General features: G+C 42.1%; 14 protein-coding genes. 9 read left to right on the top strand and 5 right to left on the bottom strand.

The features are described 5' to 3' along the window. The first annotated feature begins 1 nt into the window (after window position 1). The 6 genes from B6N13_RS11050 to B6N13_RS11025 all read left to right on the top strand — a co-directional run bounded on the left by B6N13_RS11050 (window position 2) and on the right by B6N13_RS11025 (window position 5,560). On the top strand, window positions 2-511 hold the full coding sequence (locus B6N13_RS11050; RefSeq protein WP_169459385.1) for a DsbE family thiol:disulfide interchange protein: 510 nt from the start codon (window positions 2-4) through the stop codon (window positions 509-511). Next, the gene (locus tag B6N13_RS11045; RefSeq protein ID WP_169459384.1) at window positions 508-918 is read left to right on the top strand and encodes a cytochrome c-type biogenesis protein; all 411 of its coding nucleotides are present in this window, start codon (window positions 508-510) and stop codon (window positions 916-918) included. Before B6N13_RS11050 ends, B6N13_RS11045 begins: the two co-directional genes overlap by 4 nt. Next, the gene (locus tag B6N13_RS11040; protein ID WP_248280301.1) at window positions 915-2,108 is read left to right on the top strand and encodes a tetratricopeptide repeat protein; all 1,194 of its coding nucleotides are present in this window, start codon (window positions 915-917) and stop codon (window positions 2,106-2,108) included. The genes B6N13_RS11045 and B6N13_RS11040 overlap by 4 nt, the downstream gene beginning before the upstream one ends. Before the next feature lie 65 nt (window positions 2,109-2,173). Then, window positions 2,174-3,202, top strand: a complete 1,029-nt coding sequence (gene zipA, locus B6N13_RS11035; protein WP_169459383.1) for a cell division protein ZipA — start codon at window positions 2,174-2,176, stop codon at window positions 3,200-3,202. Window positions 3,203-3,304: 102 nt separating this feature from the next. Beyond that, window positions 3,305-5,323 (top strand): NAD-dependent DNA ligase LigA, encoded by a 2,019-nt coding sequence (ligA, locus tag B6N13_RS11030; RefSeq protein WP_169459382.1) that lies wholly within the window; start codon window positions 3,305-3,307, stop codon window positions 5,321-5,323. Beyond that, the gene (locus tag B6N13_RS11025) at window positions 5,324-5,560 is read left to right on the top strand and encodes a YheU family protein (protein WP_012071074.1); all 237 of its coding nucleotides are present in this window, start codon (window positions 5,324-5,326) and stop codon (window positions 5,558-5,560) included. Between the two features lie 23 nt (window positions 5,561-5,583). On the opposite strand, the gene cysE is transcribed toward B6N13_RS11025, so the two are convergent. Continuing rightward, a complete protein-coding gene (cysE, locus tag B6N13_RS11020) occupies window positions 5,584-6,402 on the bottom strand; it encodes a serine O-acetyltransferase (protein ID WP_012071073.1) in 819 nt (272 codons plus the stop codon). Between the two features lie 117 nt (window positions 6,403-6,519). On the opposite strand from cysE, the gene B6N13_RS11015 reads away from it, so the two are divergent. Further along, window positions 6,520-6,849 carry a hypothetical protein gene (locus tag B6N13_RS11015; protein ID WP_012071072.1) on the top strand — a complete coding sequence of 110 codons (330 nt, stop codon included), beginning with the start codon at window positions 6,520-6,522 and terminating at the stop codon, window positions 6,847-6,849. Between the two features lie 95 nt (window positions 6,850-6,944). Here the strand turns inward: B6N13_RS11015 and mnmC are convergent, their stop codons facing one another. Continuing rightward, window positions 6,945-8,969 (bottom strand): bifunctional tRNA (5-methylaminomethyl-2-thiouridine)(34)-methyltransferase MnmD/FAD-dependent 5-carboxymethylaminomethyl-2-thiouridine(34) oxidoreductase MnmC, encoded by a 2,025-nt coding sequence (gene mnmC / locus B6N13_RS11010; RefSeq protein WP_169459381.1) that lies wholly within the window; start codon window positions 8,967-8,969, stop codon window positions 6,945-6,947. After that, window positions 8,959-9,510 (bottom strand): peptidylprolyl isomerase, encoded by a 552-nt coding sequence (locus B6N13_RS11005; RefSeq protein WP_012071070.1) that lies wholly within the window; start codon window positions 9,508-9,510, stop codon window positions 8,959-8,961. The genes mnmC and B6N13_RS11005 overlap by 11 nt, the downstream gene beginning before the upstream one ends. A gap of 91 nt (window positions 9,511-9,601) precedes the next feature. Here B6N13_RS11005 and B6N13_RS11000 point away from each other — a divergent pair, with 91 nt between their 5' ends. Beyond that, window positions 9,602-9,883: a SelT/SelW/SelH family protein gene (locus B6N13_RS11000; RefSeq protein WP_012071069.1), complete on the top strand. Its 282-nt coding sequence runs from the start codon at window positions 9,602-9,604 to the stop codon at window positions 9,881-9,883. An 85-nt stretch (window positions 9,884-9,968) separates the two neighbouring features. On the opposite strand, the gene B6N13_RS10995 is transcribed toward B6N13_RS11000, so the two are convergent. Next, window positions 9,969-10,274 (bottom strand): YciI family protein, encoded by a 306-nt coding sequence (locus B6N13_RS10995; protein ID WP_012071068.1) that lies wholly within the window; start codon window positions 10,272-10,274, stop codon window positions 9,969-9,971. A gap of 2 nt (window positions 10,275-10,276) precedes the next feature. Continuing rightward, window positions 10,277-10,813 carry a septation protein A gene (locus B6N13_RS10990; RefSeq protein ID WP_169459380.1) on the bottom strand — a complete coding sequence of 179 codons (537 nt, stop codon included), beginning with the start codon at window positions 10,811-10,813 and terminating at the stop codon, window positions 10,277-10,279. Window positions 10,814-10,896: 83 nt separating this feature from the next. Here B6N13_RS10990 and B6N13_RS10985 point away from each other — a divergent pair, with 83 nt between their 5' ends. Beyond that, window positions 10,897-11,748: a PHP domain-containing protein gene (locus B6N13_RS10985; RefSeq protein WP_169459379.1), complete on the top strand. Its 852-nt coding sequence runs from the start codon at window positions 10,897-10,899 to the stop codon at window positions 11,746-11,748. The last annotated feature ends 67 nt before the right edge of the window (window positions 11,749-11,815 follow it).

The raw sequence follows: 11,815 nt of genomic DNA, 5'->3' as shown, positions 1-11,815 counted from the left end.
CATGCGGAAGTTGCTGTTTTTCATGCCGTTGGCAGTTTTTTTGATACTTGGCGTAGTGTTTTATTTGCAGCTCGGCAAAGATGCTCAGTATATGCCTTCAGCCTTAGTAGGAAAAAAAGTACCTGAGTTCACCTTGGTGTCATTGCAAGACGATCAGGTTTATACGCATAAAGATTTACCAGATACGCCTTATTTGATTAATTTTTGGGGGACTTGGTGTCCTGCATGTCATGTTGAACACCCTTTTTTAATGGAACTGGCAAATTCTGGTGTGCCTATTGTTGGTATTGATTATAAAGATCAAAAAGATCTTGCGGTGCAATGGCTAGAGCAAAAGGGGAATCCTTATCAAGTCATATTGATGGATGAGATCGGCAATTTTGGTGTGGATATGGGGGTCACAGGCGCACCTGAAACCTTTGTTGTTGATCGTTCAGGTGTGGTGGTTTATCGGCATCAAGGTGTGATTAATGCTGAAAATTGGCCTGAAATAAAAGGCTATATGAAATGATGCTTATTAGAAATGTTTTCTTATCTATTGCTATGCTTCTTTCTTTATCGGTTATTGCACAGGAGCAAATGACCTTTAGCTCAGAATTGAACAAAACACGTTATCAAAGTTTGGTTGAAGAATTGCGTTGTCCAAAATGTCAGAATCAAAACTTGGCAGACTCTGGCTCTGGCATTGCGGTTGACCTTCGTGAGCTTGTCCATCAGATGATAGAACAAGGTAAAACGGATCAGGAAATTGTTGATTACATGGTGGCGCGATATGGCTCTTTTGTTTTGTATCGTCCACAGCATTCAACTGCAACATTTTTACTTTGGTACGGGCCATTTATCTTACTTGGAATAGGTTTGTTGGCTTTTATTAGCGTGGTAAGGATGAACCGTAAACGACGAGGACGAGATTTATGATGATCGCATATTTGGTGATGGCCACCATGATAGTGATGAGTATTGTCTATCTTTTCTGTTCTATTACTCGTCGCTTGGGTAAGTATTCGAATAATAAAGACGATCAAAATATGCAGGCGTTTTCTATAGTGCGCCGAAAAGAAATCGCGGAAGAAGAGGAGGCTGGTCGACTGACTCCTAGCGAATCTTCGCAGCTATTAATTGATGTAGATTATGAAGCAAATTCTATTGATAGCCGACAAAAACGCTTTTTTCATAATGATATTCTCTTTGCTCGTTGGGTCATGCTTTGTGTAGTCGTTGTTGCCGTTTTGGGTAGTGTGAGTCTGTATCAACAGATTGGTTATTCGAAAGAGGTGGCTTTTACACAAGATTTGCAAACGCAACAACTCACTCCACAGAAAGTGAACGACTTTTTAAAATATCGCAGTGTGCGTTATGACAGAGTTGAGGATTGGTATTATTTGGCAACAGATTATGTCGGTGCTGAAAAGTATCAAGAAGCGGTTGCCGCTTTTGAGAAAGCATTAGAAAAACTACCGCGCAATGCCGAAAACCGTATGAACTTATTGGTTGAATACGCTCAAGCTATTTTTTATGCGAATGGCGGCCAAAGTTCCGATAAAATGCTAAAAATTGTTGATGCTATTCTACAAGTGGCACCAACCCAAGCCACTGCTCTGGATTTGAAGGGTGTGGCTAATTTTGCACAACAAAACTATTTAGGCGCCGTATTAGCTTGGCAAGAGGCGATTCGTTATAGCGTACATTCAACGGAACGCTTGGCGTTATTGTCGGCGATTAGTAAAGCACGAGAATTAGGCCGAATTGATTATCAGCAAGTTGCGCCCATTATTACCGATCAGTTAGCGGTGAAAATTGAATGGGATGCCAGTAAGCTGACATGGCAAAGGGACGATATTTTGCTAGTTTATGCTGTGGTTAAGGGGCAAAAAATGCCAATTGCCATACAAAGAGTATTTCCTGAGGATTTGGGGCAGCCTATTTTGTTAACAAATCTTGACTCCTTAATGCCAACTGTAACCTTGGCGGAAGTTAATAGAGTCGATTTAGTGGTTAAATTGGCGAATATTAATGACAATGATCTTACAAAAGGTCGAATTATCGGTACAAAGCATGGTTTACTTACAAATCGTAAAGAGATTTTCGTAATCAACGTAGCCTTGTAATTGAATCCTAAGCCGCTTCGTTTGATAATACGATCAACATTAATTGATGCAATTCGGAATGAGTAATGGAATTTAGCTTGCGTGAGTGGCTAATCTTGATTGGGGTCGTCATTATTGTCGTTATCCTCATAGATGGATTTCGTCGGTATAAAAAAGGGCAGGAATATGCCCAAGCAGATAATGACTTCTCTGATCTAGATGAATCAGATGATGCACTAGTGCGTCAAAGCTCTGCCGTTGGGTATAGCAAAGTCTCTTCAAGTGAACGAGTAAAATCGTCACAAGATCCTATTGTTAATGCTTTTGAGAATGCTAGGAAAACGGCAAAATCGCCGCTAGCCGATGTCCCTCATAAAGTTGACTCTGGTCCAGAGCTGGATCGAGGTGAAGAAATGCACCTTGATGAGTTGGCTTCTTTGGTACCTGAGCGAGATTTTGGCGATTCTGCAGTATCTGAGCAAAACTATTCTGATGATGGTTTTTATGAGCAAGATGATCTTGATCTGGATTTTGCTATAGAGACTAATAACAGCTATGACGGTCATGTTGATGAGGACTATGAACGCAGTTATTCAGAAATTGATATCGATCAAGTGACATCGAATAGTGTGATTGATGATATTAACGAAGGTGATCAAGAAGACAACAGTATCGCTGAAATAGAAGAAGTCATCGTGATTAATATTTTTGCCCCTGAAGAGCAAAACTTCTCTGGTATGGAGCTGCTTCAGCTTATTTTGAATTGCGGTATGCGCTACGGTGAAATGGATATTTTCCATCGTCATGAAGATGGTTTCGATCGCGGTAGAGTGCAGTTTAGTATGGCGAATGCTATTGAGCCGGGCACATTCGATTTAGAAACGATGGGAGAAAGTGATTGCCCAGGTGTTAGCTTCTTCATGGGCTTGCCAGGTCCAAAAAATAGCATGAAAGCGTTCGACTTCATGCTTGAAACAGCTCAGACCTTAGTACGTAACTTAGGTGGGGAGTTGCGTGATGAGCGCCGAACTCCAATGAGCGATCAAACGATTGCTCATTGTCGTCAGCGAATTCGCGACTTTGAGCGCCGCCGATTAATGCGCAACAAACAGTGATAATATCAAGGCCCTAAGGGGCCTTGATTGTTTTGATGTTTATTTTTAATACAAGCCTGCAGAAAATTTCGAGTTTATTAATATATGATCCAAGAGACAGACATGACGCATCAGCAGATGCTGGACTTGATTCAGCAACTTAATGATTACAGCTATGCTTATCATGTAAAAGACGAACCAATTGTTCCAGATGCAGTATACGACCGTGATTATCGTCAGCTTCAATCTATAGAAGCCGAGCATCCAGAATGGATTCAAGCGGATTCTCCAACCCAGCGAGTTGGTGAAAAGCCAGACAGCGGTTTTACTAACGTTGCTCACACTGTGCCTATGTTGTCTTTAGACAATGCCTTTGATAACGAGTCTTTGGCTGATTTTGACCAACGAATTCGTAAATTACTTAATGCCGAGCAGGTGACCTATTGTTGCGAACCCAAACTGGATGGTTTAGCCATTAGTCTGCGTTATGAAGAGGGGCGCTTAGTAAGAGGGGTAACGCGCGGTGATGGTTTGTCTGGTGAAGATATTACTTCGAATATCAAAACGATTTATTCCGTCCCTTTAAAGTTGCGTACTAAAACACCACCAGCAGTATTAGAAGTTCGCGGCGAAATCTATATGCCAAAAGAAGGCTTTGAAAAACTGAATGCCTTGGCGGTTGAACAAGGTGAAAAGACCTTTGTTAACCCTCGCAATGCGGCTGCTGGGAGTTTGCGTCAGCTTGATCCTAAAGTAACGGCTAAGCGTCCTCTTGTTATGTGTGCTTACTCCATTGGTTATGTAGAAGGTTGGGAGCAGCCAGAAAGCCATTACGCAGGTTTGTTGCAGTTAAGCGAGTGGGGCTTTCGCACCAATGATTTGATGACAACAGCGGAAGGGGCGCAAGGTTGTATCGATTACTACGAGAAGCTTAATGAAAAACGTGCCAGTTTGTCTTATGACATTGATGGTATTGTTTATAAAGTTGATCAAATTGCGCTGCAAAACCAATTGGGTTTTATTGCGCGTGCTCCGCGTTGGGCCATCGCTAGAAAATTTCCTGCTCAGGAAGAGATGACTCGTATTTTAGGGGTGGATTTTCAGGTCGGTCGTACCGGTGCAATTACCCCAGTAGCGCGATTGGAGCCTGTGTTTGTTGGTGGAGTGACGGTTTCTAATGCTACTTTGCACAACAAAGACGAGATTGCTCGATTGGGTGTGAAGGTGAATGATTTTGTTATTGTTCACCGCGCGGGAGACGTGATTCCTAAGGTGGTTCAAGTTGTCATTGATAAGCGTCCGGAAAACGCGACAGAGGTTATCTTTCCTGAAGCTTGTCCGGTTTGTGGTTCTGATTTAGAGCAGGTTGAAGGTGAAGCTGTTATTCGCTGTACTGGTGGCTTGGTTTGCGGCGCGCAGTTAAAAGAATCCCTAAAGCATTTTGTTTCGCGTAAAGCGATGGATATTGATGGCCTTGGCGATAAGCTGATTGAGCAGCTGGTGGATCAGCAGTTGGTTAAAACGCCCGTTGATATTTTTACTTTGAGCGAGAAAAAAGACACCTTATTGTCTATGGAACGAATGGGGCAAAAGTCAGTTGAGAAGCTTCTTGCTTCTATTGAAATCGCAAAGAGTACTCAATTTAATCGTTTTATCTATTCCTTAGGTATTCGTGAAGTGGGTGAAGCAACGGCTCGTGCTTTGACCAGCTACTTTACTGAATTGGATGACTTGATGGCGGCAGATCAAGAAACCTTGGTAGAGGTTGAAGATGTCGGCCCCATTGTAGCTCAACACGTGCGTTTGTTTTTTGATCAGGAATTAAATCGAGATACCATTAAAGGCTTGTTAGCTGCTGGGGTTGTTTGGGAGAAGAAGCAGCAAGTTTCAGCTGATGAGTTACCCTTGTCTGGTAAAACCTATGTGGTAACGGGTTCATTAAGCCAATTTAGTCGCGATCAAGTAAAAGACAAATTACAAGCACTAGGTGCCAAGGTTAGTGGTTCAGTCTCTGCGAAAACAGATTGTTTAGTTGCCGGCGAAAAAGCAGGGTCGAAGCTTACCAAAGCACAGTCTTTAAACGTGCCTATTATTGATGAAGCGGGTGTGATCGCTTTGCTCACTGAACATGGAGCGATCTAATTGGATACTTTAATACCTTATGATTCATTAACACCAGACACGTTAGAAACCATTTTGGATGATATAGTATCCCGTGATGGTACGGATTATGGCGATTACGATTTGTCTGCAGCGCAAAAGCGTGAGCAAGCATTAAGAGCGCTGCAACGTGGGGAAGCGGTGCTTTTGTTCGATACAGAAAGCGAAACCATTAAAATGATTCCGAAAAGTGATTTAAGTAACTACGATCTTTATTAAGATCGTAGTTACTATTGATTTAATTACGCCTCGTCACAATCCTGAACACAATGATTGATATTATGATCCATTGCTCTGGATGGCTCTTCACCCAGATTACGACCTACCACTTTGGCAGGAACGCCTGCGACAGTGGTGTGGTGTTCAACGGGTTCTAATACTACGCTACCCGCACCAATTTTCGCACCCTCGCCGATTTCAATATTGCCAAGAATTTTAGCACCGGCGCCAATCAAGACACCTGAACGTATTTTAGGATGACGATCGCCGTGCTCTTTACCTGTGCCGCCTAGAGTGACTGATTGCAAAATAGATACGTTGTCTTCAATAACACAGGTTTCACCAACCACAAGGCCTGTGGCGTGGTCTAGCATGACTCCACAGCCTATTGTTGCTGCTGGATGGATGTCGACACTAAATACCATCGACATTTGTCCTTGTAAATATAGGGCTAAGCTCTTGCGATTATTTTTCCAGAGCCAATTTGCCACGCGATACGTTTGTAAGGCATGGAAGCCTTTAAAAAACAGCAGTGGCGTAGTAAATGTATCGCAAGCAGCATCCCTTTCTTTTATTGCTAAAATATCTTGCTCGATGCATCTGACAATGCCAGAGTGAGTATCTGCCATGGCTTCTTCGAATACTTCTCGTAATACCATAGCGGGAATTGATATGCTGTCTAGCTTACTGGCGAGTAAAAAACTTAAAGCAGAACACAATGATTCATGGCGTAAGATAGTGGTATTGAAATAGCTGGCTAAAATGGGCTCATCTTGTGCAAGCTTTTTTGCTTCCGCTTGTAAAGATGGCCATAGATTGTCAGAAGTCACGGCATGATGCATTGTTGTACTCAAGGGGTATTCACCTATATCGATTCACGTTTAGAATGTAGGTTATAAGGTTAGGGTTAAACAATACAAGTGGCAATATGAAGATTGCTCAATAAAGATGGAGATAACATGTCTAAAAAAAATGTTGCTGATGCATTGCATATCTTTTATGAATTAAATTCTGCGTTTTCCGATGCTTATTGGGAAACCAACGATATTAATCAGAAAGATCGCTTTTTTGCGATGAAAGGCATATTGCAAGATGAACTTGATGAATTGCATAAATTGAGCCTACAGGATCACGTTTATCCTTATGAGCCAATTAATCCAAGCTTGTTGCAATTGAGCGATAAGCTAAGGGCTTTGTTGCCAGAACTTAATCATTATGTATTCCGTCCTCAAACCTCTAGCCGATTTGTTGATCTTATTCCAAGTGCTTGTGAGTTGTTTGAATCATAAGAGTATGATGGCGTGAATATCACTGCATTGGGTTTTTTCATAATTTACTCAATGCAGTGAGTTAAAGAACAAAGGTTTTAAGTTCTTGTGATGCCTTAAAGGATTTGGCTGCGTTTTAGGTCGCGAATGATAAAGCGGCTTGGGTGCAGTTTATGGCTTACTTGTTGCTCTAAAGGAGAAGGAGTGCCAGTGATCAAGCTGGCAATATAACTTCCACTTAATGGCGTAGAAATAAGCCCTCTCGAACCGTGCCCGATATTGATGTAGAGCTGTTTTATAGGCTCTGCAATTTCATTACTTTGCCACTTCGCATTCTTAGTTAAAGTTAAGTAGGCTTGCTGATAAACGTCTTCTGATTGAACTGGTCCAACAATTGGCGTGTAATCTGGCACAGCGCATCTGAACGACACCCGTCCACCGCAATCCTCACTGTTAAATGTCTCTTTTGGCAATAAAAGCAGGCTTTCTAAAATGGCCAAATTACGTTTATGTCCCTCTTCTCTTACTCGATCATCTAGGTCTTTTAGATCGTAGGTAGAGCCAAAATGCAACAATCCATTAATGGAGGGCGAGACATAACCAAACTCACATAGAATTTTATCGAAGTCTATTTTATCGGCAGACTCACCGATAGTTTGGCAAGCGGCTTTGGCTTTTTCAATATCCATGAACGAAACTTGTCCACGAATCGGGTAGTCTGGTGTTTTAGGTGTTACTCCTAAAGCTTTTGTATCATTTGCTGTGCATAACACAACATGCGAAAAGCATGCTTGTTGGTCGTTAAGTGGAGCTTGCTGATACTTGGAGCGTGCTTGCCAGCCAAAGGTTTTATCATCTAATTCGATAGGAGACAGGCTTTCAAGCTTGGTGTTTAAACATACGTGAATGTTTTCGTGAGATAAAAGTGTTTCGCAAAGCTGTGTCAATACAACCCACCCAGAAAGCGGCAAGAACAAACAGCCTTCTCTGTCTTTAGATGCTTGCAGGATAGCTTCTGGATAGAGCTTTTCATCCAGTAGTTTTTGAAAGCGTACGGCTTCTTTATCGTTTTTCGGAATTTGTATTAATCCGCAGGCATCCCAGAATTGTTTGTGTCTATCTAAGCTGGAATATAAGCGAGTTGCGTGTAAATAAGCAGATAAATAAAAACGATTCACTGGAGTATCTTGAGAGGCTAGCTTAGGGTAAAGCATGCCTTGCGGATTACCTGACGCACCGCCAGCAATACAATTACCTTGTTCCCATACTTCTACTTTTATGCCTTGTTTAGCGAGGGCGTAAGCTGTATTGGCACCCGCTAATCCTGCACCGACGACCAATACTTTGGTAATTTCCGATGTCTTATCTTGACGAAGGTTAAACCAAGCTTGACCTTGGGACATTCGTGCAGATAGCGGTGCAGTTGAACTATTTAGTTCACCAACCGTCATTTCTCTTTTTTGACCAAAACCTTTTACTTTACGAACATCAAAGCCAACGTTTTTTAAGCCTCTACGCACAATGCCAGCAGCTGTGAAGGTAGAGAAGGTTGTGCCTTGATGGCTAAGGCGGTGGATATGCTTAAACAGATTATCTGACCACATTTCTGGGTTTTTGCTGGGAGCAAAGCCATCTAAAAACCAAGCATCAACGTCGGCATCTAACGCAGCGAAGCCATCTTCTGCTTCACCAAACCAAAGTGTTAATTGGATTCGACCTTGCTCTAACTCAATGCGGTGCAACCCGTGGCAAACTTCAGGGTAAGCATCAATTAGTTGCTGACTGAAATGGCTTATAGATGGCCACATTTTTAAGGCATCGGTCAACATGCTCTTGGTCATAGGGTATTTTTCGACCGAGATGAAGTGCAATTGTTTATCGCTGGCGGCTTCGGTTAAAAAAGCCTGCCAAGCACATAAAAAATTGAGTCCGGTGCCAAAGCCAGTTTCAGCAATCACAAAGGCGTTTTTTTGTAGTGATGCCCAACGTCCACTTAGTTGGTTATTTTTTAAAAAAACGTGACGTGTTTCTTCAAGCCCTGACTCTTTGTCAAAATAGACGTCGTCAAACTGGTTGGAGTGAGGTGCGCCATCTTCACCCCAACTTAATGCAGGAGATTCTAATTGGTAACTAGTTAACACGCGTGATGCTCTCGATAATAACAGGTTCGGTTGGAACGTTTTGGTAAGGACCAACTGTTGACGTTGGTACGGCAGAAATAGCGTCTACGATATCCATGCCAGAGACAACCTCACCAAAAACGGTATAACCTGCTGCACCGCGAGCGCCATGATTCAAAAAGGCGTTATCGACTTGGTTGATAAAGAATTGTGATGTAGCACTGTTTGGGTCTTGAGTCCGCGCCATAGCAAGAGTGCCACGGTTATTAGCTAGTCCATTATCCCCTTCATAGGCAACGGCTTTATGGGTTGTCTTGCGCTCTAAGTCTTTGGTAAAACCACCGCCTTGTACCATGAAACCACGTATTACTCGGTGGAAAATAGTGCCATTATAGAAGCCTTCGTCTGCGTAACGAAGAAAGTTAGCGACAGATTTCGGTGCAGCTTCATCATTTAGATCGACTCGGATTGTACCTTGGTTGGTTAAAATATCGACTTCTGTCGCATGTGTTTGTGAACAAAGAGCGAGCAGAGCCAAACTGGCGATAAGAGATTTACGCATAGTGCTACTTCCTTATTGAATGTATGGACAATAGTATTAGTTGTGTAGTGGCGTTCCAAGACGTCTTGTTAATTTACCGGAGAGAAAGCAAATGCGAACTGCTGCCGTAGAAATTGAATATTGTACCTTATGTCGTTGGATGTTGCGTGCGGCTTGGTTGTCTCAAGAGCTATTAACGACATTTGATGATGATATAAAAAGTGTTACTTTGATACCAACACAAGGCGGAATTTTTAAAGTTCGTGTGAATGGTCAGGAGATTTGGTGTCGGAAAAAAGAAGACGGTTTTCCTGAGGCAAAAGTGCTAAAACAGCGCATGAGAGATGTGATAGATCCGGAGCGAGATCTTGGGCATTCGGATATTAAAAAATAACCCGCTCCCAGCCTCTCCCTTAGCAGGGGGAGGGCTAAGAGCTGTTTTGTCCTTTCCCTTTATCTTTTATGTTTAGGGGGGGCTCCTAGGCGTTCGGAAAAACTTGCTTAAAAGGTTTAACCGTTACGTTTTCATAAACGCCCGCGTCCACATAAGGATCTGCATCAGCCCACGCTTTTGCGGCCTCAAGGCTAGCAAATTCAGCAATAACAACACTGCCGCTAAACCCCGCGTCGCCTGGATTATCTGAATCAATGGCTGGGTTTGGGCCTGCTAATACTAAACGTCCCTCATTTTGTAGTGCTTCTAAGCGAGCCAAGTGAGCAGGACGAGCTTGCTGACGAGCACCCAGACTGTTTGCTACATCTTCACCAATAATAGAGTAAAGCATTGTTATTCCTTATTTTGTAAGTGTGATGATAAGTAAATGCCTTGTAATATGATAAATACAATAGTCATTCCTAATAAACCGAACAGTTTAAAATCTACCCATATTTCTTCACTATACGAAAACGCAACGTATAAATTAGTGACACCAGAGACAATAAAAAAACCAACCCAAGCAAGATTTAACGTACGCCATACTTTGAACGGTAGATCTAATTTATCGCCCATCATTCGTTGAATGATATTTTTATCGCCGATGAATTGGCTGCCTAAAAATGCAATGGCAAACAAACCATTTACGATCGTTGGTTTCCATTTGATAAAATCACCGTCACCTAATAGAACGGTAGCACCACCTAGTAACACAACTAGTGCTAGAGAAACTAAGTGCATTTTTTCTATGGTTCTATTTTTGAACCAAGTAAAACCGACCTGAATAATAGTCGCGGGGATCAAAGTGGCGGTAGCAATAATAATATTTCCTGTCATTTTATAAACGACAAAAAAGATAACAATAGGAAGAAAGTCGAACAGTATTTTCATATAAAAACCCAGTGAATGTATACTAAAATGCATGTATGCTGGTCTTATGATAACCACCATTCCTATTAAAGAACAGCCAATCTATGCCTGAAGCAGCAAGTTATCGAAAAGTCGATTTACATACTCACTCTACACGTTCGGATGGTCGTTTTTCGCCAACCGAGCTTGTGGATCTTGCAGTAGAGCAGGGGGTTTCTCTGTTTGCGCTCACTGACCATGATACGCTTGATGGTATTGTTGAAGCCAGTCAGCGAGCTGTAGAGCATGGACTTAGCTTTATTCATGGTGTTGAACTGTCGACGCAATGGGAAGGGGTGCCTTTACATATGGTGGCGCTGAACTTCTCATTAGATAATGCTGCTTTGCAGTCTATTGTGAATGAAAATCAGGCTATACGTCTGGATCGAGCGCGACGTATAGCCGATCTATTGGTGAAGCAAGGTTTACCTGACTTGTTTGATGAAGCTGTTGCCCTAGCTGGCGAGAGTCAACTTGGTCGACCACATTTTGCGACTTTACTGGTAGAGAAAGGCTTTGTAAAAGATGCTAATAAGGCGTTTGATCGCTATCTAGGTAATAAAAAACTAGGTCAGCTACGTGATGTTTGGCCAGAACTTGAGGATGTTTTAACAGCTCTTGCTGGCCAAAATATTGAATTAATTCTAGCTCATCCTAAGCGTTACCCTTTAACTGTGACTAAATTAAAGCGCCTATTAGGCGATTTCAAAAAATGGGGGGGGACAGGAATAGAAGTAGTTTCAGGTAATGAACGCCCTGATAGTGTTCGTTTGCTTGAGCGTTTATCTAGAGAGTTTGATTTAAAAGCTTCTGTAGGAAGTGATTATCATGGGCCGTTTGGTCCATGGATGCAGGTTGGTAAATTTACACAAATTCATGAAAGTGAAGTGGATTTAGTGTGGAAAACATGGAAATAACTGAGTTTATTGTTAATATTTCCTGAAATAAGTCGTTAATCATAATTGTGATATTTTTTAGTGGAGA

Source organism: Marinomonas sp. UCMA 3892, from assembly GCF_012726345.1.
Lineage (GTDB): Bacteria > Pseudomonadota > Gammaproteobacteria > Pseudomonadales > Marinomonadaceae > Marinomonas.
The sequence above is the reverse complement of the archived record's forward strand: the minus strand, read 5'-3'. Positions and strand labels throughout refer to the sequence as shown.